We start from the raw sequence: 23,527 nt of genomic DNA on the forward strand, positions 1-23,527 counted from the left end.
ATCTCTTTTTATACAACAACTAAAATCGTCTTCCTGTATTTAGCAAATCAAAATAGGCCTTATCAATCCATTCCTGATGGTCGGGATGGGCAATTTTTATCATTTCCATCGCTCTATCTTTAAGCGTTTTGCCATACAAATCTGCGATTCCGTTTTCGGTGATGATGTATTGCACGTGCGAACGGGTAGAAACAACTCCAGCTCCTTGTTTTAAGAAGGGCACTATCCTACTCGCTCCATTTTTGGTAACCGAAGGCAGGGCAATAATCGCTTTTCCACCATCGCTCAATGAGGCGCCACGAACAAAATCCATTTGACCTCCTACACCAGAATACATACATCCGCCAATTGAATCTGCACAAACTTGTCCAGTAATATCTACTTCTATCGCCGAGTTAATAGCGACCATTTTTGGATTTCGTCTTATTTTGGCGGTATCATTTACATAGGACGATTCTCTTAATTCTATAAATGGATTGTCATTTACAAAATCATACAATCGCTTTGAACCCAACATAAAAGTTGAAAGCACACGTCCGCGTGTCACTCCTTTATAATTGCAATTGATGACATCTTTTAAAATTAAATCAATTACACCATCGGAAAACATTTCGGTGTGGAGTCCCAAATCTTTATGATTCATCAAATTAGCCAAAGCCGCATTTGGAATCGAACCAATTCCTAGTTGTAGCGTACTTTTGTCGTCGATTAAAGAGGCAATATGTGCGCCTATTTTGGCTTCGAGAGGCGTTATTGCTTCTTCTTCTTTTTCGTGTATTGGACAATCTACATCGACTAAAAAATCTATTTCGGATACGTGCAGAATTCCGTCACCAAAAGTTCTTGGCATATTTGGATTTACTTGTGCAATAACCGTTTTGGCACTTTCTATTGCCGCGACTGTTGCCTCTACAGAAACTCCTAAGGAACAATAGCCGTGATTGTCTGGTGGTGAAACGTGTATAAAAACGACATCCAACGGAACTACTTTTTTTCGGAACAAACGCGGCAATTCACTTAAAAAGACTGGCGTATAAGAACCATTTCCTGCTGTTAGAGTGTGTCGAACATTTTTGGCAATAAAAAAAGAATTCACGTGAAAGCTTTCTGCCAATTCTGGATTGGCGTATGGTGCTGGCCCTTCGGTATGTAAATGACAAATTTCTACATTTCTCAATTCAGAAGCTCTATCCGTCAACGCTTTTGTGAGTACATTGGGTGTAGCTCCAGCGGCGTGAATGTAGACTCTGTCATTTGATTGCACCACTTTTACTGCTTCGGGTGCGGTAACGTATTTACCCATAATTATTGTGATTTATGCTCATAAAGATAGCTTTTATATCTTTTAATTGAAAATAATCAAATAAAAACAATTGCTTTTTTAGAATTAATCAAAACACAATAAAAAGTTAAAACCTTTATCAATTAAAAGTAATACTATTACTTTTGTAATCAAAATAACTTTTTTGTAATACAGTTACTCATTAAAAAAATAATTACTATGAAAACATTGGTTGGTTATGTATTGGTTTTGGTATTTGGATTACAACTGAGTTGGGGGCAACAACTAGACACCCTACAAACAAAAAAAACATATACCAATTGGGAACAGGCAGTTAAAGACCCTGAAAAAGTATATCGCTTGAATTTAAGCAATCAGTCTTTGCAGTTAGACTCTCCATTGTGGTCTAAATTCAAAAACTTAGAGTATTTAAATTTAAGTAATGACCATCTCAAAACATTACCTAAGGGGATTACAAATTTAAAGAAATTAAAAGTTTTAGAAATTAGCGGTAATGATTTTACCAAAGTTCCTGAAGAAATTAGCAAAATAGAAAGCCTTGAAGAAATTTATCTGAATGAATTCAAAAACATCAATTTACCTAAGTCTATCGAAGCCTTGGCAAAACTTCCTAAACTTACGATGCTTCACTTAGAAAACAACAATTTGGAACGTTTACCTAGTGAAATTGCTTTGTTGAAAAACTTAGCGCAACTGTATTTGAATCAAAATCGCTTTAAAGAATTTCCAAAAGAAGTAAGAGGACTAAAGCATTTAGAACAATTGGATATCAAAAATAACGCTGTTCCAATTCCTATGAATCCACAGGAAAATATGAATTTTGGATTTAGAATTAATTTTTAATGAAAACCATTTGAATGAAAAATAAATTATTTCTGCTTTTTTTAGCCATAAGCCAGCTAACTTTTGCTCAAAGTACTCGAATTACAGATAATAATTCGATTGGATGGCTAAACTATATGGGAACATTCAAACTAGATTCAAAAATAAGTCTTCACACAGAATTCCAATGGCGAAGAGACGAATGGATAAAAGACAAACAACAAAACTTGCTTCGTCTTGGCATTAATTATCAAATAGACCCCAAAGTACAATTGCGCGTTGGCTATGCGTTAGCAGAAACGTATTCTTATGGTGATATTCCAATCAACGGTTTTGGGAAAGATTTTACGGAACACCGAATGTATGAAATGGTAACACTTACCGATAAAATAAAAATGGTAGAACTGTCACATCGATTTATGCTCGAACAGCGTTGGGTAGGAAGATATTCTACTGCCAATCTTACCAAAGAAGACGAATACTTATTCTCGAACCGCTTCCGTTATATGTTCCGAGCACAAGTTCCATTAAAAGGAGAAACCATTGGTAATCAAACGCCCTATCTGGCGATTTACGATGAAATTCTGATTGGATTTGGTAATAATGTTAACGAAAACATCTTCGACCAGAATCGTTTTGGGTTGCTTTTGGGATACAAATTCAACAATGCTTTTAGGCTAGAAGCGGGATACATCAATCAAATTTTACAATTGGGTCGCGAGCTAAACGGACGAAACGTAATACAACACAATAACGGATTTATCATTAACACCATATTTAACTTTGATTTACAAAACAAATCTAAAATAATATCGAAATCATAATTGCAAATGGATAGTATTTTAAACAACCTAAAAATCCAAGTAAACAGCAAAATCTATGTAAAAGACCCTGAAACTTCTACTTTGGGAAAAAAAATCATAGAGCACAGCATTTTATTAATCAACGAAATTGGTTTTGAAGAGTTTACCTTCAAAAAACTAGGCGAGTTAATAGGTTCAAACGAAAGTTCTATTTACCGCTATTTCGAGAACAAACACAAATTATTAGTATATTTATCTTCTTGGTATTGGAGTTGGATGGAATACCGCTTGGTCTTTTCGACCAATAACATTACCAACCCTCTTGAAAAGCTAGTTAAAGCCATACAAATTGTAACTGAAAAAGTTGAAGACGACCAAGCAACAACTCACATCAATGAGAGCATCTTAAACAAAATCATCATCCAAGAGTTTACAAAAACCCTGCATACAAAGGATGTAGATGAAGAAAACAGAGATGGTTTCTTTTTGATTTATAAGCGAGTGATTAATAGAATTGTACAAATGGTTCACGAAGTTAATCCTGAGTATCCCTTTGCTAAAAGTTTAGTATCATCGATTATGGAAGGAGCTTCACATCAACATTTTTTAATGAATCATTTAAAAACTATCACCAATTGTAACGATGAGGTCAGCCCATCTGATTTTTATATGCATTTAATAACGACTCTTTTAAAACAAAAATAATGACACCATTACAACGCTATTTCAAATTATTGTTACTAGACAAAAAAGATGTCTATCAAATTATATTTTACGCCATTTTTGCTGGTTTGGTGAGTTTGTCACTTCCTTTAGGTATACAAGCTATTATCAATTTTATTCAATCAGGTAGAGTTACTGTTTCGTGGGTAGTTCTTGTAGTATTTGTAGTTATTGGAGTAGCCTTAGTTGGGATTTTATCGCTAATGCAACTTAGAATCACTGAAAATTTACAACAAAAAATATTTGTTCGTTCCTCGTTTGAGTTTGCTGCACGTTTACCAAGAATCAAATTTGAGGAGTTATACGATTCTTACCCTCCTGAGTTAGCCAATCGTTTCTTTGATACGATGACCATTCAAAAAGGGACTTCAAAATTACTAATTGATTTTTCGGCTGCCTTACTACAAATTTTGTTTGGTATCATCTTGCTGTCGTTCTATCATCCTTACTTCATTATGTTGGGCTTTTTATTGCTGGTATTGCTGTATTTAATCTTTAAATATTCGTATTTCATAGGATTAGAAAACAGTTTAAAAGTTTCTAAATACAAGTATAAAGTGGCGGGCTGGCTTCAAGAAATGGCGCGCAATAATTATAGTTTTAGAAAAGAACGCAACTATGATTTTGCCTTGCAAAAAAATGACAAATTCGCCAGTGAATACCTAAATTACAGAGAATCCCTTTTTAATGTTTTAAAAAGACAATTCAGTCATTTGATTGTTTTTAAAATCATAATTACAGCTAGTTTACTTTCAATTGGAGGGTATTTGGTAATCTCTCAGGAAATGAATATTGGTCAGTTTGTGGCTGCCGAAATCATTATTTTATTAGTAATCAATTCTGTAGAAAAAATCATTCTAGGATTAGAAACTCTTTATGATGTATTGACTGCTGTTGAAAAAATAGGGCTAGTGACAGACTTGACAATGGAGGAAGATACCAACTATGAAGCCAACAAATGTTTTCACGCAATAACACTTACTACAGAAAATTTAAGCATTCAATTTCCAGGTTCTGCTAAGAAAATTTTAGACAATATCAATCTAAAAATTGACCAAGGAGAACGCGTTTTTATCGAAGGAAAAAATGGCTCTGGAAAAACGACGCTGATTCGTATTCTGTCTGGTTTACTGCAATCTTCGGAAGGTGCATTCTATATTAATGACGATACTTTCAAAAAAATTAATCTTAAGCAATACCGCTCTCAAATTGGCAATATTATTCATAGTGAAACCCCTTTTGAAGGCAGTATTTTGGACAACATTATCTTCAATAACCCAGATTGTTCCGATGAAGATTTGAAATGGGCTTTGGATGGAGTACAACTTACCCCTTACATCAAGTCATTGCCAAAAGGACTAGAAACACAGATTTTCCCTGAAGGGCAACAACTATCATCATCGAATGCACAAAAAATTCTGTTGGCAAGAAGTATCATTAACAAACCAAAAGTGCTGTTTTATGAAGACCCAACGGATGCTATGGATGAAAAAGTAGCCAATGAAATCATTGATTTCATTACATCAGATATAAATAAATGGACGATAATAGTTTCATCTAAAAATCCATATTGGAAGACAAAATGCAACAGATTCCTCACTATGGAAAAAGGTCAAATCATTTCAGATATAAAAAAATAACATTATGTTGAATATTTCAGAAAGCAACAAAACCAGCTTAGAATCATTACAGCGCTATAAAACCGTTAAGAATTTAAGTAATAGACCGCATTATAAAATATTAAACCGAATCATTTGGACAGTTTCGATTTTGGCGGTTATAGCACTATTTTTACCTTGGACACAAAACATTTCGGGCTCTGGAGCCGTAACTACATTAAAACCCAATCAAAGACCTCAATCTATTCAGAGTGTGATTTCTGGACGAATTGAAAAATGGTACGTACAAGAAGGAGATTATGTAGAGAAAGGCGATACTATTATGTTCATTTCAGAGATTAAAGAAGATTATATGGACCCTAATTTGGTAGCCAATACCAAAAATCAAGTCAATGCCAAAAAACAGGCTTTGCAATCCTATGGCTCAAAAGTAACCACGCTTTCTTCTCAAATACAAAATATAGAAAACGAAAGAAAACTCAAATTAGAACAAGCCCAAAACAAAATCAGACAAGGCTTATTGAAAATAAAAAGCGACTCTACAGATTTAGAAGCGGTAAAAACCCAACTCAAAATCGCCAACACACAATTTAATCGTGCAGTACAACTGAACAAAGAAGGCTTAAAACCGCTGACCGATGTGGAGGAAAAAAGGCTAAAACAACAAGAAGTTGAAGCTAAAATCATAACACAAGAAAACAAACTCTTGACTAGTAAAAATGAGTTTATCAATGCCAAAGTTGAAGTAGGCAGAATCAATGCAGAATATGGAGAAAAGATTGCCAAAGCACAAAGCGACCAATTTACCGCATTGAGCAATCAATTTGACACTGAGGCGCAAGTGAACAAATTAGAAAACCAATATGCCAATTACAGCATCCGAAATGGGATGTATTACATCAAAGCGGTACAAAATGGTTACATCAACCGTGCAATTCAAGCGGGAATTGGAGAAACCATCAAAGAAGGAACACCAATTGCTACCATTATGCCATCTAAATACGACATTGCGGTTGAAACTTTTGTAAATCCTGTTGATTTGCCTTTAATCAAAAAAGGAGAAAAAATCAGAGTTTGGTTTGATGGATGGCCTACTATTGTCTTCTCTGGATGGCCTGATATGTCTTATGGAACATTTGGAGGTCAAATTGTTGCCATCGAAAATTTCATTAGCGAAAACGGAAAATTCAGAGTATTGATTGCTCCAGACCCCAACGAAGCTCCTTGGCCTAAACAAATAAGAGTAGGCTCTGGTGCAGAAACTATTGCATTGTTGAACACCGTTCCTGTATGGTTTGAAATTTGGAGAACCCTCAACGGATTCCCACCAGATTACTATAAAACAACCGCTAAACAAAAATCATCCAAAGAGAAAAAATAATGAAGCAGTTCCTACTTATTTTCTTACTATATGGTACTTTTTTACAAGCACAAAACACTACTGCTGTTAGTCCAAGTAACGAATTCAGCTATAATGAGTTTTTGGGCTATGTAAAAAAATACCATCCCTTGGTAAAAAATGCCGATTTAGAAATCACGCGTGCACAAGCCAATTTGATGATGGCCAGAGGTGGATTCGACCCAAAAATAGAGGTCGATTTTGACAAAAAGCAGTTCAAGGATAAAGAGTATTACTCTATTTTGAATAGTAGTTTTAAAATTCCAACTTGGTATGGCATAGAGGTTAAAGCGGGTTTTGATAACAACGAAGGGATTTACTTAAACCCTCAAAACACGGTTCCGAATCAAGGGCTAACCTCTTTTGGAATTAGTGTGCCGTTGGGACAAGGTCTTTTGATTAACCAACGAATGGCAGATGTTCGCAAGGCCAAAATGCAAGTGCAATTGAGCCAAGCCGAAAGAAAACTAGAAGCCATTGCGGTTTTGTATGATGCTTCGGTAGCGTATTTCAATTGGAAAAGAAACTATGATGAGGTTCAGCTATACAAAGTCTATCAAAAAAACGCTCAAATCCGTTTTAAAGGTATCGAAACCTTAATCCAACAAGGAGACAAACCTGCAATTGACAGTGTGGAAGCTGGAATTATTGTAAAAAACAGAACGCTAAGTTTGGAGGATTCTGAATTGAAATTAGCCAAAGCCAAATTGGAGCTTTCCAACTATTTGTGGTTGGACAACAGTATTCCGTTGGAACTTTCGGATGCGTTGATTCCAGAAAATAAATTGGCTACTACGATTCAGGAAACTTTACGCACAAATGATTTACAAAATCAAGATTTTTCGATAACGAACCATCCAAAAATCAATGCGTTGGAACGAAAAATAGATATGCTCAATGTAGACCGAAAACTCAAAGCGAATGCCTTGTTACCCAAAATCGATTTGAGCTATTCCTATCTGTCTGAACCCAGTTATATCGACAATTATCAATTTAATGATTACAAAATTGGGGTAAATTTTGCCTTCCCTTTGTTTTTAAGAAAAGAACGAGGGGGATTGAAATTGGCGCAATTCAAAGTACAAGAAACTCAATATGCTTTGAGTTTAGAAAGAGTGCAATTGACCAACAAAATTACGGCTCAAAAAACAGAAATCACTTCGCTTACCAAACAACGCAGTTTGATTGAAGGCTTGGTTAAAAATAATCAAACGATGTTGCAATCTGAAGAACGATTGTTCTCGTTTGGAGAAAGTTCGTTGTTCTTGATTAACACGCGTGAGAACAATTTGGTTTCGGCTCAACTGGCTTCGATTGCTTTGGAAAATCGATTTTTGATTTCGAATTCGGAGTTGTTTAAGATTATGGCGAATCCTGATTAATTTTTTGGGGTTTAAAAACATATAAGTCATAGAAGTTTTGGTTAAAATTGTGGGTGTTTTTTGAACCATATAAGAAATTGAAGGGCATATAAAATTTTATTTAACCACAAAGTGCACAAGGGTTTACTCAAGGAGCGCAAAGATTATAGTAAATTATTTTTAAACATATAAGCCATAGAAATTTTAGTTAAAATTGTGGGTGTTTTTTGAACCATATAAGGAATTAAAGGGCATATAAGATAAGATTTAGCAAAAATCCGTTCAATCTGTTTAATCCGTGGCTAAACTTAACTTTACGCAAGGGGCGCAAAGACTAAAGTGACTTATTTTTAAACATATAAGTTATAGAAGTTTTGGAGTAAATTTGTGTGTTTTTTGAACCATATAAGAAATTGAAGGGCATATAAGAGTTAAACTTAAATGCAAAAAAACATATAATTTGTGGCTAAATTTAACCGCAAAGTATACACAAAGAAAAACTTCAATGACCTTATATGCCTTACATGGTTAAAAAAAGTAACGCAAAGACTAAACGATTAAACATAAAAAAACACTAATGCCTGCTCTTTAGCCCCGATTACTTCGCCAGTTCGCTATCGCTCGGGTGCAGTGGAAATCCTTTTTTTCTACCTGCTTTTAGGTAGAAAAAAAGATTGTAGCGAAAAGCGGGAAACTTGCTGCCTGAAAATGCCGATTGTTTCGCTCCTTATTTTTTTGGTGGAAATTGTTGTGCTTCTGTAAAAAAGAAGCGATACAATTATTTTAAAAGTCGTACTTTTGCCCACTGAAAATTTAGCTGCTATGATTATTGTAAAATCAAGAGAAGAAATTGAATTGATGCGCGAAAGTGCTTTGATTGTTTCCAAAACTTTAGGAATGATTGCCTCCGAAATTAAAGAAGGAGTGACTACTTTATATTTAGACAAATTGGCCGAAGAATTCATTCGCGACCACGGTGCAGTACCGAGTTTCTTGGGATTGTACGGTTTTCCGAATTCGTTGTGTATGAGCCCAAACTCTCAGGTCGTACACGGTATCCCGAACAACAAACCGCTAGAAAATGGGGATGTGATTTCGGTGGATTGCGGGGCTTTCAAAAACGGATTTCACGGTGACCACGCCTACTCGTTTGAGATTGGCGAAGTAGCACCTGAAACGAAAAAATTATTACAGGTTACGAAGGAATCGTTGTATGTTGGAATTCGCGAGTTCAAATTAGGAAATCGCGTGGAAGACGTAGGAAATGCGATTCAGAAATATACTGAAGCCCACGGTTATGGTGTGGTTCGTGAATTGGTAGGTCACGGTTTAGGACAAAAAATGCACGAAGACCCAGAAATGCCAAACTACGGCAAAAGAGGTCGCGGTAAACTTTTTGTTGAAGGTATGGTGGTGGCCATCGAACCGATGATTAATATGGGAACCAAAAACATCAAACAACACAAAGACGGCTGGACCATTACTACTGCCGATGGAAAACCAAGTGCTCACTTTGAACACGATGTGGCCATCATTGACGGAAAACCGGAGATTTTATCGACTTTCAAATACATTTACAAGGCATTAGGAATTGAAAGCGATGAAGAAGAGGAGTTTAGAAAAGTGCCTTTGGTGGTGTAACTCGTCACTTTTTTGACACAGATTACACAGATTTGAATTAGGATAAAATCCAGTGGGATTGCCAATGAATTATAATTCAAAAATTTTAAAAAAATAATATAAAACGATTCATAAACACCACTAGAGAATTCTATTTTTTTGAGAATCTCTGCATTTCTTTGTGAATCTTTGCGTAACAGCTATGAAAAGACTTTTCAAAACCGTACTCAATACCATTCCGCGTCCATTATTAATTCGTTTGAGTTATGTGGCGCGACCAATCATTGCTTTTACCTTAAAAGGTGACAAATTTACGGACCCAATTGATGGCAAAAGCTTTAAATCGATGTTGCCTTACGGATACGAAACGCAACGCAACAACGTGCTTTCGCCAAGTACACTTTCGCTAGAAAGACATCGCTTATTGTGGTTGTACCTCAACGAACAAACAGACTTTTTCCAATCTGAACTTGATTCAGATTCTTTAGATACAAACACCAAAAGAATTAAATTGAGAGATGCTGAAACAAATTCAGCATTAAAAGTTTTGCATTTTGCTCCTGAACAAGCTTTTTATAAATTGTTTCGCAAACAAAAAAACTTGGACTATACTACTACCGATTTGTTTTCGCCTTTGGCAGATGTAAAAGCAGACATTTGTAACTTACCTTTTGAAGACAATCAATACGATGTGATTTTGTGCAACCACGTTTTGGAGCACATCCCAGACGACACCAAAGCGATGCAGGAATTGTACCGCGTGTTGAAACCTGGCGGAATGGCTATTTTACAGATTCCGCAGGACTTAAATCGTGACGTGACGTTTGCCGATGACTCAATTACAGACCAAAAAGAACGCGCCAAAATATTTGGACAATACGACCACGTACGCATTTACGGCCGTGATTATTTTGACAAATTAAGAAGCATTGGTTTTACGGTAATCGAAGAGGATTATACCCGCAAAATTGCACCTGAATTGGTAGAAAAATATTGTTTGGCCAATGGCGAAATTATCCCAGTTTGTTTTAAATAAACTTTGACGAATCAGCACAAATGTCACAAATTAGCACGAATTGTTTTCGTATAATTTGAGTAAGTTTACCATTAATCAATCATTAACAACCTTTTGGAACCCGAAAAAAATTTCCAGTTTTGCTTTGATATCAGTTTCGAAGCGAGACTCAATTACTATATCCCTACTTCGTATGTAGTTGGGCATACGGATACCATTACCTATTTAGAAAAAAAAGCCAGTCCTGAAGTCCTTCAAAGTATGGGGATAACGCTTGAGAACTTAAATACTGCTACACAAAAAATAGTGTCGCTTTGTGAAATACTCCAACCTGAAGCGCTGTTTAAGAAATACCGAACCAAAAGCAAATCGGCCAAAAATATTGAAGATTTACTTAAAGACGAGAAACTAAAATTCGGCATTGAACAGTTTATAAAAATAAATCTAGCGCAATTTTATACTTTAGTAAAAGAGAACGATTTCCCGCTCTCATTAAACTTGGGAAAAGAAAAAGATTTTCGCATCAGCCGTATCGCTACTCAAAATCCAGCCTTAGCAACCGAACTGCATTTTGACAAACACGACAACGGAATTTCGTACACCCTTTTACTAAAAGACGAGACTACCTCATTTTATCCCTCCAACACCAAGGTCTCCTTGCTTTTGGATGAACCTGGATGGTTGGTTGCCTATCATAAATTGTATCAACTACAAGACATCAATTCGAAAAAAATCACCCCTTTCTTGACCAAAAAAGTAGTGGAAATTCCCTCGAAATTAGTACCTGATTATTTTGAAAAATTTATCAACGACATTGCCAAAAAAGTAGACATAACGGCTAGTGGATTTAAAGTGGTTACCCGAAGCGCCATTGTTTCTTGTAACCTTCAATTGGTGTATGACTTTTTCAAAAACAGCTATTATATTGGGCTTTTATTTGATTATGATGGCTTTGTTTTTGATGCCACTAAACCCAAAAACACCCATTCAGAAATTGACTTAAAGGGTTTGAACAACATCCAATTGATGCAATTCAAACGAACGGATGCGGAACTTACCTATAACGAGGCGTTATTGGATTTGGGATTAAGTAAAAACGAGAATAATTTGTTTTGGTTGAACCAAAACACAGCAAATCAAGACGCTTTCGGAACTATTCAATGGGCAATCGAAAATAAAGAAAAGCTGGAATCCTTAGGTTTTTCATTAGAAAATTTAAAAATAGACGGAAAGAAAATCGACAGTAATACCGTAACTATTGCATTCTCCAACACCATTCAAAACGACTGGTTTGACATCAAAATGACGGTGGTTTGTGATGATTTTGAATTTAATTTCAGCGAGTTGATTCCGAATATAAAAAATAGAAATCGCTTGTTTGCCTTACCCAACGGAAATTACTTTTTGATTCCATCAGAATGGATGACGCACTACAGTGCGATGGCAAAATTGGCCAAAATCAAAAATGGTAGTATCGCTGTTCTCAAAAGTAATTTTGCGGTTTTTGAAGACATCCCACAACTGAAACAATCCTTACACGTTAAGGAATCTATTCAATACCAACCTTCGCCTTTGGTTAAAGCCACCTTGCGACCGTATCAAATAGAAGGTGTACAATGGCTTTTGGAACATTACAACAACGGTTTAGGAGCTTGCTTAGCCGATGATATGGGATTGGGAAAAACATTGCAAACCTTATCCACGCTGGTTGCCGTACAAGAAAAACTAGAATTTGAAAAAGCCGAAAATACCCAACTCGATTTGTTTGGCAACGAAATTCCTGTAGCCAAAGAATACTTAAAAGCCTTGATTGTGCTTCCCTCCTCTTTGGTGTTCAACTGGTATAACGAAGCTAGAAAATTTACACCTCACTTTCGAAGAATTCAGTATATAGGACAAGACCGAAAACTATTGTCTAAAAAACTAGCAAAGTACGACTTGATTTTTACCAGTTATGCGGTGGTAGCGAGAGACCTTTCGATTTTAGAAAAATACCAATTTCGCTATTTGATTTTAGATGAAAGCCAATACATCAAAAACAAAAATTCGAAAATCTTTAAAGCAATTAATCAACTGCAAACCACTCATAAAATCTCGTTGAGCGGAACGCCTATTGAAAATTCATTAGACGATTTGTGGTCGCAAATGCAATTTATCAATCCGAATATTTTGGGGAGTTATGCTTTTTTTGCCGAGCATTACAAATTTCCGATTGAGAAAAAACAAGACGAAAACAGTCTCGCAGAACTCAAAACCTTAGTCAGTCCCTTTATTCTAAGACGTACCAAAGAGCAAGTTTTAAAAGACTTACCCGAACTCTCTGAACAAGTTTTCTATTGCGAAATGGAACCCGAACAAGAGAAATTATACGAAGAAGAAAAGTCGAAAGCAAGAAACGCACTTTTAAAAACCGATGGTTCAGGCATTGACAAAATCAATATTATCAACACATTGATGCGTTTGAGACAATTGAGCAATCACCCAAAAATGGTCGATGCTAAGTCTGAAATGGATTCTGGAAAATATATGGCAGTGACGCGTTATTTGGAAACCTTGGTGCAGTCCAATCAAAAAACGATAGTATTCAGTTCGTTTGTATCGAATTTGGAATTTTATAAAAAATGGAGCATCGAAAACAACATTGATTTTTGTGAACTCACGGGTGCTACGCCTCAAAAAGAACGCGCCTATCAAGTTCAGAAATTCCAAGAACAAGAGCGCTCAAAATTGTTTTTCATTTCCTTAAAAGCAGGTGGTGTGGGACTCAACATTACCAAAGCGTCTTATGTTTTGTTTTTGGACCCTTGGTGGAATCCTTTTGCCGAGAAGCAAGGTATTGGTCGTGCCCATCGCATTGGACAACTTAATAAAGTGAATGTAGTTCGATTCATCACTAAAAATACGGTGGAGGAAAAAATCATTCGTTTGCAGGAAAACAAAAAACTGCTTTCGGATGCATTGCTTGATGAACAGCACATCAGCCCAGAACTTGAAGAAAATTTAGATTTTATTTTAACCTAAAAAAACCTGCTACTTCAGTGAAACAGCAGGTTTTGGTTTTATGTGCGTTTTGCAATTTATGACTTGCTTTCAGGCATCAACATCCCAATTACTTTGTCTTTAGTTAAATACTTTTTAGCCACTTCTTGAATGTCTTTTGCGGTTATAGCATTCACTTCGGCTTCGTATTTCAATGCGTTTTCAGGATTGCTTCCATTTAAGAAAGATCTAGTAAAATTAGTCAACCAAAAACGGTTTTCTTTACTGTCTTTTCTATAATCAGCTAATTCTCCTTCTTTGTATTTGGCTACATCTTTTTCCTCTGGACCATTGGTAATAATCTTTTGTAACTCGTTCAATGCCGATGCCGTAAGCTTCTCTGCATTATCCGGACCACAAGGGAAACCAATATTGAAACTAAAAGAACCATACGGTACTTTGTTCATGCCTCCACGAGCAGAAACCCCATATACACCACTTTCAGATTCACGCAATTGTTCAATCAATTTGATAGTCAACACTTCACCTAATGCTTCCAAAGCCAAGGCTTCTTTTGGAGAATATTTGGCCTCTCCGTAGAACATAATGGTTACATTACTTTTAGGATCGGTTCCTTTGTTTACCACTTTCTTCAAATCACCTTTTAGCATTCGGTAACCTAAGTCTACTGTTTTTTCTTTGGTTGCTGTTGCAGGTAAAGATGCCAAGTATTTAGTAGCAAAAGCCTCGATAGTTTTATCGTCTATATTTCCTACGAAGAAGAATTCAAAATCGGCTGCATTAGCAAAACGCTCTTTGTATTTATCATACGCTAACTTATAATCCGTTTCAGCCCATGACTTATCCGTTGGCATTATACCATTAAATCTTGGATTTTCTTTATTTAAATAAGTGTAAAACTCTTGTTGAAAAAAGTTCATCGGTTGCGAAGCCATATTTTTGAAGAAACTTGATTGTTTTTGTTTAAAGCCTTCAAATGCTTCTTGATCAAAATTCAAATCAGTAAAATAAGCATGCACCATTTGGAACAAATATTCTAAATCTTTAGGTGTTGCATTTCCTCTTAGACCTTCTGTTGCTGCCCCAATATATGGATTAACACGCGCAATTTTTCCAGTCATGAATTTGTTGATGTCATTCAATTTCAGTCCAGAGAATCCCGCTTCAGCAAGAGCACCGTTTGCAAATTGTACTTTTTTCATCTCTTCATTAGAATACAAATTACTTCCTCCTAAACTTACGGCTTCAAAAAGCACTTCGTCGTTTTTGAAATCGGTAGTTTTGTATACTACTTTTACGCCATTAGACAAAACTAACGTTTTGGTTCCTAAAGTAGCATTAGCTTCTCTTTTTACAACAGTTCCTGCTTTTACCTCTTTTCTAAGTAAACTTGTCGCTACCGCCTTATCTTCATAAGGTTTCAAATCGGATTCATTTACTTTTAACGTTTCTAACACCTCTTGTTCCGTAACTTTCTTCAAGTTATCTTTTTGTGGTCCTGTAAAAACAACCACACGGTTATCTTCTTTGATGTAATTTTTAATAAAACCATTTACATCCGCCAAAGCAATAGTTGGCAACAATTTTTTCATGGTTTCGAAAGTCCATTCTATTCCTGGAACAGGTTCCTTCTCAAGAAAGTTAGATTGCAATTCCCCAACAAAATTCTCAGAATCTGTTTTAGCTCTGTCATTATAGCTTTTCTCAATTTGGGCTAAAAAATCCGCTTTAGCTCTATCCAATTCACCTGAAGTAAAACCATATTTTTTGGCTCTTTCATTCTCTGTAACCAACACTTTCAAAGCACTTAATTGCTTGTCTTCAGCCATCATGGCAACAGATTGATAGGCTTTTTTATTTCTAGCATAGGTACCTCCATAATAGGAAAATCCAAAAGTAAAAGGCGGTGTTGCAGAGTTAGTCAATTCCTCCAAACGATTGTTCAACAAGGTAGTAAACAAGCCTTCTACGATGTAACTTCTAAAATCTCCAACTGTTGTAATTTTCTTTGGCGCATCATAATCTTTATAGACTAACTGCACTTGTGTATTTGAAGCTTCTTTGTCACTTTCTACCGCAACAAAAGTTTCTTTGTGATTAGGCACTTCAAAAACGTTTCTCACTTTTTCGCTGGCTGGATTTTTATAGGCCGAGAAATGTTCTTTAATTTTCTTTTCCATTTCGGCCACATCAATATCTCCTACCACAATAACACTCATCAAATTAGGACGGTACCAATCTTTATAAAAACGAGTTAAGGTTTCGTATTTGAATTTTTCTAAAATCTCTTTTTGACCAATTGGTAAACGATTGGCATACTTTGAATTGTGCATCATTTTAGGAAGGTAACGACCCATCATTCTTTTTTGAGCTCCTAATCCTAAACGATATTCTTCTAGAACTACGCCGCGCTCTTTATCAATTTCTTCGGGGGTCAATACGGTATTGAATGCCCAATCTTCTAAAATTTGAAATCCTTTTTCTAATTTTTCTGGATTATCAGAAGGAATCGGAAGAAAATAAACAGTTTCATCAAAGCTAGTGTAAGCGTTTAAATGCTGCCCGAATTTAACTCCAATACTTTGCAAATAATCTACTAATTGATTCTTTGGAAAACGTTTGGTCCCGTTAAAACACATGTGCTCCATAAAGTGAGCCAAGCCTTGTTGGTCATCGTCTTCCAAAATAGAACCTGCGTTTACGACCAATCTAAGGTCTACTTTCTTTTCTGGTTTGGCATTCTTTTTAATGTAATAGGTCAACCCATTATCGAGTTTACCGGTTTTGACATTCGGATCAAATGGAATAGCTTGTCCATAATCCATAGTTTGGGCTAACATTGTTACAGGAAACAATAGTACCCCCAATGCGAATTGGTTGAATTTTTTCATAAAAAATGTTTTGTTGATAGGGTAAAACTATAGATTTAACGTCAAATTGAAATCTTTATTATAAAAAAATTAACAGAAATTACTTCCAAAAAAATCACATTCTCGATTTAACTACAAAAAAACTTGAGAAATAAAGGGGTTTAGTATATTTACAGTACAAAACAATCAAAAATGCGGAACCTTTTTTTAAAAATCATCTTTGGATTATTAAGCTTTTTACACTTCAATATCCTTGAAGCTCAGGCACTCCAAGAAATAATCCCTCCTTACAACATTAAGACCATTTCCTTTATGAATAATGGTCAAAATGTAATTCCGGTCTTTAAATTAGGAGAATCTTTTGAGCTTAACTTTGATGATTTATTTGGAAATGAAGCCAATTATTACTACGAAATTATTCATTGTGACTACAACTGGGTGCCTTCAGATATTCCCAAACAAGAATACCTAAAAGGTCTTGATAATCAAAGAATTATTGATTATTCGAATTCTTTCAACTGTCTTCAATTGTATTCACATTACCAGCTTAACATTCCCAACCAATTTACTCAATTGGCTTTGAGCGGTAACTATATGATCAAAATTTTAAATGAAGACAGAGACGTTGTTTTTTCAAGAAAGTTCATCATTTATGAAGACATTGCTAACGTACGATTACAAATTAAAAGAGGAAGAAATATAAGCACTATTGAAAGCAAACAAAACCTAGATTTTTCTATAACGTCAAAGAGCCTTACATTTCAAAATCCATTGCAAAATGTCAAAGTTTTGCTATTACAAAATCGTCAATTTACTACTGGAATTAAAAATATTGCACCGCAATACACCATCGGTAATGAACTCGTTTACAAGTATGATTCAGAAACACAATTTTGGGGAGGTAATGAATTTCGGTTTTTTGATAATAAAGAAATTAGAAACGCTGCTAATAGTGTAGCAAAAATAAGTTCTAATGGCGCCATTTATAACAGTTTTCTTTTTACCGACGAAGCAAGAGCCAACCTACCTTATAGTTTTACACTAGACGCTAATGGAAATTTTGTTGTTCGGAATTTAAACGCTGCCAATAATAAAATTGAAGCCGATTATGCTTGGGTCTATTTCAGTTTATCTGCTCCTAGCTTTCGATTGGACAAAGACATCTACATTAATGGAATGTTCAACAATTATGCACTGACTCCAGAAAATAAAATGGAGTACAACGAGAAAAAAAACCTTTATGAAAAAGCATTGCTAATCAAACAAGGTTTTACAAATTATCAATATGTAGTTGCGGACACTAAAGGTAAAATTGACCAAGAAAACAGTATTGATGGAAACTTTTTTCAAACAGAAAATGAATATGAAATAATTGTTTATTACAGAGAAAACACACAAAGATATGATCGCGTAATTGGCTTTGTAGCATTGAATTCGGTAAGTATTACGAACTAAATAAAAAAATATTTTTCAATAGATTTTTTTGTAATTTTGTCATTATTAAGCAGCTACTTTCCACAATATGGTTTCACAAATAACAAGAGGCATAAAAATATCGGTTTTAACTAGTTTTGAAGGGACTTACTTCAAAAACTACAAAATACACTTTGCCTTTAGTTACCAAATAACAATTGAGAATCACAGCAAAGATTCTGTTCAACTTACCTCTCGCCACTGGGAAATCTACGATTCACTCAACTACAATGAGGTAGTAGATGGTGAAGGAGTAATAGGTAAAAAACCGGTTTTGAAACCAGGAGAACAACATACCTACAGTTCTGGTTGCTTATTATCCTCGCCTTATGGCGCTATGAAAGGATATTTCAACATGATTAATTTTACTACTACTAAAAATTTCAAAGTATTTGTGCCTAATTTTAGATTATGCGCTTCATTTGCTTTGAATTAATTTGACTTTTATTCTGTGATTTAGAATAAAAATTTCATTTTAACTTTGTACTTTTGCATCAAATTATTGGCATTAGCCAAATCATCATTATTTTCTGTTCAATTATTTAATATAAAAAATATGCTAAAAGGATTTTTTAACGTACCAAAAGCGGTTAACGAACCTGTAAAAGGTTACGCCCCTAACTCCCCAGAAAAAGCAGCAGTTCTTGCAGCATACAAAGCCATGTGGAATTCAAAAATTGATGTTCCTTTATACATTGGTAGCGAAGAAATCAAAACGGGTAATACTAGAAATATGACCGCACCACACGATCATCAACATGTGGTAGGAACGTATCATTTAGCCGAAAAAGTACATGTTGAAAAAGCCATTGCTAGTGCTCTTGAAGCCAGAACAGCATGGGCAAATATGGCATGGGAACAACGTGCAGCTATCTTCTTAAAAGCTGCCGAGTTGATTGCTGGACCATACAGAGCTAAAATCAATGCTGCAACGATGATTGCGCAATCTAAAAATATTCACCAAGCCGAAATTGATGCATCATGTGAGTTAATTGACTTTTTACGTTTTAACGTAGAGTTCATGACTCAAATCTATGCTGATCAACCTAAATCGACTTCTGATATGTGGAACCGATTGGAATACCGTCCGCTAGAAGGATTCGTATACGCAATCACTCCATTCAACTTTACTGCTATCGCTGCCAATCTTCCAGCAAGTGCTGCTATGATGGGTAACGTAGTAATTTGGAAGCCAAGTGACAGCCAAGTATTCTCTGCAAAAATCATCATCGATGTATTCAAAGAAGCAGGAGTTCCTGATGGCGTAATCAATGTGGTTTTTGGAGATGCTTTAATGGTTACCGATACGGTTCTAGCAAGTCGCGATTTCGCAGGGGTTCACTTTACAGGTTCAACACATGTATTTAAAGATATCTGGGCAAAAATTGGAACGAACATTCACCATTACAAAACCTACCCAAGAATTGTAGGAGAAACTGGTGGTAAAGATTTCGTGGTAGCGCATCCAAGTGCTAATGTAAAACAAGTAGCGACAGGAATTGTTCGTGGCGCTTTCGAGTTCCAAGGACAAAAATGTTCTGCTGCTTCAAGAGCCTATGTACCTCAAAGTATGTGGCCAGCCTTGAAAGAGCAATTGATTACCGATGTAAAATCAATGAAAATGGGTTCTCCAGAAGATTTTGGAAACTTCATTACTGCAGTAATTCACGAAGGATCATTTGACAAATTAGCTAGCTATATTGATCAAGCGAAAAAAGATGCTGATGCAGAAATTATTGTTGGTGGAAATTATGACAAATCGGTGGGGTATTTTATCGAACCTACCATTATCGTAACCAGCAATCCAAAGTACACGACTATGGAAACCGAATTATTCGGTCCTGTAATCACAATCTATGTTTACGAAGATGCGAATTGGGCAGAAACATTGAAATTGGTGGACACCACTTCTGAGTATGCTTTAACAGGAGCTATCTTCAGCCAAGACCGTTACGCCATCGAAGAAGCAACTGTAGCTTTACAAAATGCAGCCGGTAATTTCTACATTAATGACAAACCAACAGGAGCCGTGGTAGGTATGCAACCATTTGGTGGCGCTAGAGCTTCAGGAACCAACGACAAAGCTGGGTCTGCATTGAACTTATTGCGTTGGGTTTCTCCAAGAACTATCAAAGAAACTTTTGTAACACCAGAAGATTACAGATATCCATTTTTAGGAGAATAATTTTTCTAGATTCAAAATTGAAAAACCCCACATAAATCAACATTGATTTTTGTGGGGTTTGTTTTTTAAACCAAAGAAACTTTTTTACCCGTTTTTGCCGCCTCATAAATGGCCTCCAAAATCTTAACATCCTTCAGTCCCTCGATTCCGGTAATATGACTTGGTAATTTTTTATTTTCTAGTATAACTTTACCTATGGCATCCATTTGGGTTTGTTGCTGATTGATTTCAGGAAAATTCATTTCTCCATTGCTTGTCCTACCTCTAAACGGTCCATAACTGATGGCTGGACTTAACTCAAAGAAACCTTCATCAGCTGAAGCAAATAATCTATCTACCCCACAACTATAGGAAGTAGAAGAATTACTAACTGCTCCACTTGGAAAATTTAACTGCCATGTAATGGATTCTTCTACTTCTGTAAATTTAACTTTATTGGTTATTGGACCAAATTGAGCTGTTACTGAAATAGGTTCTTCGCCCAACAAATAACGACTAGCCTGTACACAATAAATTCCTAAATTAACCAATGGGCCACCACCAGATAAACTACGCTTTAAATGCCAATCGATGGTATCACCTGTATTATAGCCTAAAGAAGTTTCGACTAAACGAACTTGTCCAAAAACTTTTTCTTGACCTAAACGCATCATTTCTAAATTATAGGGCTCAAAATGCAATCTATAACCTACTGCCAGTTGCACTCCCGCTTTTTCACAAGCACCAATCATTTCTTCACAATCTCTAGCCGTTACAGCCATTGGCTTCTCAACAATCACATGCTTTCCTGCTTTTGCAGCTCTTATTACAAACTCTTTATGCATGGCATTGGGCAAAACCACATAAACTAAATCAATATCTTTATTATGAATAATTTCATCAAAATTTTGATAATTGTACCTGCTTTTTTCTGGAATGTTATACTTCTTTCCCCAATCTAAAGCTTTTGATGGCGTCCCAGTAACAATTCCAGCCAACCTACAATACTTTGAAACTTCTAAACCTTTAGCTAAGTAATCTGCATAACGACCTAAACCGCAAAGAGCAATATTTAATTTTACTCCATCATAGGTTTCACTCGGATTTTCTGGTAAGGCTATAAATGATGGAAGCGCAGCCATTACTGAAGTTGCCCCAACTCCAACACCAAAATTGTGGATAAAAGTACGTCTAGAAATTTTTCTCATTTTAGTAAAGTTTTAGAATCCATAAATGAATAAGACATTATAATAATTCAAAAGTTACAAAAATGCTATAAAAAGAAACCCCAACAAAAAACAGGCTTTTTGTTGGGGTATATTATTTCTATATTTTAGCAACAGCATCAAAAGGCATTTTAGCCAGCAAAGTCCCGCTGTACGCTATATCTTGCTTGCCGAACCCCGTCAAGCAAGGATGCCGCTACCATCGGGATTAAAAGGATAAATGGGTGTGTTTTTGTGAGCAATAGAAGCTACACTACAAACTTCAACGGTAAGTGCACCACTTTTTTGGTTTCAAAAAATTCATCTTCAAAAATGTCAGCCAAATTATACTCTGTAGCTTTCGGAAAATCCTTTAGCTCTTCGGTCAAATCGCCTCCTTTTAAATACAAAATTCCATTTTTCAATTCGTGCTTGTGTTGCTTTTTGATTTTAGTTTTTACCCAAGAAACAAAGTCTGGCATGTTGGTCACCGCTCGGCTCACAATAAAATCAAAATCACCTTTTACATTTTCGGCTCGTATTTGCTCTGCTTTTACATTTTTTAATTCTAAAGCTTCAGCAACCGCTTTGACTACTTTTATTTTTTTGGCGATAACATCAATCAAATAAAAACGCGTTTCAGGAAACAAAATCGCCAAAGGAATTCCAGGAAAACCACCGCCAGTGCCCACATCCAAAACATAAGTTCCAGGTTCGAATTTATTTATTTTGGCAATTCCTAACGAATGCAAAACGTGTTTCGTATACAAAGCATCTATATCTTTTCTCGAAATAACATTTATTTTTTCATTCCAATCGTGGTATAAAAAATCCAACTTTGCAAACTGCTCTTTCTGAACATCGGTTAGATTAGGAAAATACTTTAGAATTTCATCCATGGCATTAAATTTTTAACAAAAGTACTTATTTTACCGCGGAAATTTTTAACTCAATAATGTATAATCGAAAATTTATAATAGTTACATTTGCAATTATTTAAAAATTCCTATGAATACTACTGCACCTACTTTTTCAAAGCAAGACAATTTAAAATTTTTCAGAACACTTAACTCTCGGGTTAACAGTTACTTCAAAGAAAACAACATACAAAAAACAGGAAACTGGAAATTGCATTTAAAAACAATCATCTTATTTACTGTTTTTTTAGCTCCTTATTTTATTATTCTAACGCTTGACCTTCCGTTTTGGGCTTATTTATTGCTCACTATCGTTATCGGAATTGGTATGGCTGGAGTAGGAATGAACGTAATGCACGATGGAAATCACGGTTCGTATTCTACTAAAAGTTGGGTCAACAAATTTATGGGAGGTTCTATTTACATCCTAGCCGGAAATGTGTACAACTGGCAAGTGCAACACAATGTTTTACACCACACTTACACGAATATTCCTGGTCACGACGAAGACTTAGACGCGGGAAGAATTATTCGTTTTACGAAAGAAGCCAAATGGCAAAAATTCCACCGTTTTCAACACTACTACTCTATCTTTTTGTACGGTTTATTGACCTTCAATTGGGCCATTACTACCGATTTCAAACAAATGAAAAGTTATTTGAAACGCAAATTATCGTATGGCGAGCCTAAAAGCCCAAAAATCCTTTGGACAACTTTAATCATCACAAAAATGATTTATGTATCAATTTGGATTGTTTTACCAATAGTTATTGGTATCACTTGGTGGAAAGTTTTGATTGGCTTTTTTGTAATGCATTATACCGCAGGACTTATCTTAAGTGTTGTTTTCCAATTGGCTCACGTAGTGGAAGAAACAACCAATCCGTTACCAAATGAAAACGGAGAAATCGAAAACACTTGGGCAATACACCAATTGTTTACTACAACCAATTTTGCTCCAAAAAATGCCATTATCAACTGGTATACTGGAGGATTAAATCACCAAATCGAACACCACATTTTCCCAAACATCAGTCATATTCACTACGGAAAAATTGCAAAGATTGTAAAAGAAACTGCACAAGAATGCAACCTTCCTTACTACGAATACAAGACGATGCGTAGTGCTGTAATTGCACATTTCAAACACTTGAAAGAATTGGGAATGAAACCAGAATTAGCCTAAACTTACTACCGCTAAATCCAACACGAACTAATTACTATTTACTATAT

General features: G+C 35.5%; 17 protein-coding genes. 13 read left to right on the forward strand and 4 right to left on the reverse strand.

Annotated features, from left to right (window positions below; genetic code table 11):
* Window positions 1-19: 19 nt before the first annotated feature.
* The gene (locus tag ACSVH9_RS10655) at window positions 20-1,303 is read right to left on the reverse strand and encodes an acetyl-CoA hydrolase/transferase family protein (protein WP_438063698.1); all 1,284 of its coding nucleotides are present in this window, start codon (window positions 1,301-1,303) and stop codon (window positions 20-22) included.
* 198 nt (window positions 1,304-1,501) lie between these two features.
* Here ACSVH9_RS10655 and ACSVH9_RS10660 point away from each other — a divergent pair, with 198 nt between their 5' ends.
* The 9 genes from ACSVH9_RS10660 to ACSVH9_RS10700 all read left to right on the forward strand — a co-directional run bounded on the left by ACSVH9_RS10660 (window position 1,502) and on the right by ACSVH9_RS10700 (window position 13,686).
* Complete coding sequence (locus ACSVH9_RS10660; RefSeq protein ID WP_438063699.1) at window positions 1,502-2,146, forward strand: leucine-rich repeat domain-containing protein; 645 nt, start codon at window positions 1,502-1,504, stop codon at window positions 2,144-2,146.
* Window positions 2,147-2,160: 14 nt separating this feature from the next.
* The gene (locus ACSVH9_RS10665; RefSeq protein WP_438063700.1) at window positions 2,161-2,949 is read left to right on the forward strand and encodes a DUF2490 domain-containing protein; all 789 of its coding nucleotides are present in this window, start codon (window positions 2,161-2,163) and stop codon (window positions 2,947-2,949) included.
* 6 nt (window positions 2,950-2,955) lie between these two features.
* Window positions 2,956-3,633, forward strand: a complete 678-nt coding sequence (locus ACSVH9_RS10670; protein WP_438063701.1) for a TetR/AcrR family transcriptional regulator — start codon at window positions 2,956-2,958, stop codon at window positions 3,631-3,633.
* Entirely contained in the window at window positions 3,633-5,291 is a 1,659-nt protein-coding gene (locus ACSVH9_RS10675) for a peptidase domain-containing ABC transporter (RefSeq protein WP_438063702.1), read from the forward strand. The genes ACSVH9_RS10670 and ACSVH9_RS10675 overlap by 1 nt, the downstream gene beginning before the upstream one ends.
* A 4-nt stretch (window positions 5,292-5,295) precedes the next feature.
* Entirely contained in the window at window positions 5,296-6,651 is a 1,356-nt protein-coding gene (locus tag ACSVH9_RS10680; RefSeq protein WP_438063703.1) for an HlyD family secretion protein, read from the forward strand.
* Window positions 6,651-8,051: a TolC family protein gene (locus tag ACSVH9_RS10685; RefSeq protein WP_438063704.1), complete on the forward strand. Its 1,401-nt coding sequence runs from the start codon at window positions 6,651-6,653 to the stop codon at window positions 8,049-8,051. Before ACSVH9_RS10680 ends, ACSVH9_RS10685 begins: the two co-directional genes overlap by 1 nt.
* An 801-nt stretch (window positions 8,052-8,852) precedes the next feature.
* Window positions 8,853-9,671 (forward strand): type I methionyl aminopeptidase, encoded by an 819-nt coding sequence (map, locus tag ACSVH9_RS10690; protein WP_438063807.1) that lies wholly within the window; start codon window positions 8,853-8,855, stop codon window positions 9,669-9,671.
* A gap of 181 nt (window positions 9,672-9,852) precedes the next feature.
* Complete coding sequence (locus tag ACSVH9_RS10695) at window positions 9,853-10,686, forward strand: class I SAM-dependent methyltransferase (RefSeq protein WP_438063705.1); 834 nt, start codon at window positions 9,853-9,855, stop codon at window positions 10,684-10,686.
* 93 nt (window positions 10,687-10,779) lie between these two features.
* A complete protein-coding gene (locus tag ACSVH9_RS10700; RefSeq protein ID WP_438063706.1) occupies window positions 10,780-13,686 on the forward strand; it encodes a DEAD/DEAH box helicase in 2,907 nt (968 codons plus the stop codon).
* A gap of 56 nt (window positions 13,687-13,742) precedes the next feature.
* Here ACSVH9_RS10700 and ACSVH9_RS10705 read toward each other — a convergent pair whose 3' ends face one another.
* Complete coding sequence (locus tag ACSVH9_RS10705; protein ID WP_438063707.1) at window positions 13,743-16,556, reverse strand: M16 family metallopeptidase; 2,814 nt, start codon at window positions 16,554-16,556, stop codon at window positions 13,743-13,745.
* A 171-nt stretch (window positions 16,557-16,727) separates the two neighbouring features.
* On the opposite strand from ACSVH9_RS10705, the gene ACSVH9_RS10710 reads away from it, so the two are divergent.
* From ACSVH9_RS10710 to pruA, 3 genes are all read left to right on the forward strand, one after another.
* The gene (locus ACSVH9_RS10710) at window positions 16,728-17,990 is read left to right on the forward strand and encodes a DUF5103 domain-containing protein (RefSeq protein ID WP_438063708.1); all 1,263 of its coding nucleotides are present in this window, start codon (window positions 16,728-16,730) and stop codon (window positions 17,988-17,990) included.
* Between the two features lie 67 nt (window positions 17,991-18,057).
* Window positions 18,058-18,444 carry a Co2+/Mg2+ efflux protein ApaG gene (apaG, locus tag ACSVH9_RS10715; protein WP_159690530.1) on the forward strand — a complete coding sequence of 129 codons (387 nt, stop codon included), beginning with the start codon at window positions 18,058-18,060 and terminating at the stop codon, window positions 18,442-18,444.
* Window positions 18,445-18,564: 120 nt separating this feature from the next.
* Window positions 18,565-20,193 (forward strand): L-glutamate gamma-semialdehyde dehydrogenase, encoded by a 1,629-nt coding sequence (gene pruA, locus ACSVH9_RS10720; RefSeq protein ID WP_438063709.1) that lies wholly within the window; start codon window positions 18,565-18,567, stop codon window positions 20,191-20,193.
* Window positions 20,194-20,258: 65 nt separating this feature from the next.
* Here the strand turns inward: pruA and ACSVH9_RS10725 are convergent, their stop codons facing one another.
* Complete coding sequence (locus ACSVH9_RS10725) at window positions 20,259-21,380, reverse strand: Gfo/Idh/MocA family protein (RefSeq protein ID WP_438063710.1); 1,122 nt, start codon at window positions 21,378-21,380, stop codon at window positions 20,259-20,261.
* Window positions 21,381-21,646: 266 nt separating this feature from the next.
* Window positions 21,647-22,276, reverse strand: a complete 630-nt coding sequence (rsmG, locus tag ACSVH9_RS10730) for a 16S rRNA (guanine(527)-N(7))-methyltransferase RsmG (RefSeq protein ID WP_315141585.1) — start codon at window positions 22,274-22,276, stop codon at window positions 21,647-21,649.
* A 109-nt stretch (window positions 22,277-22,385) separates the two neighbouring features.
* Here rsmG and ACSVH9_RS10735 point away from each other — a divergent pair, with 109 nt between their 5' ends.
* Window positions 22,386-23,480, forward strand: a complete 1,095-nt coding sequence (locus ACSVH9_RS10735; protein WP_438063711.1) for a fatty acid desaturase family protein — start codon at window positions 22,386-22,388, stop codon at window positions 23,478-23,480.
* Window positions 23,481-23,527 lie beyond the last annotated feature (47 nt).

Source organism: Flavobacterium sp. RSSB_23 (genome assembly GCF_051547145.1).
Classification (GTDB): domain Bacteria; phylum Bacteroidota; class Bacteroidia; order Flavobacteriales; family Flavobacteriaceae; genus Flavobacterium.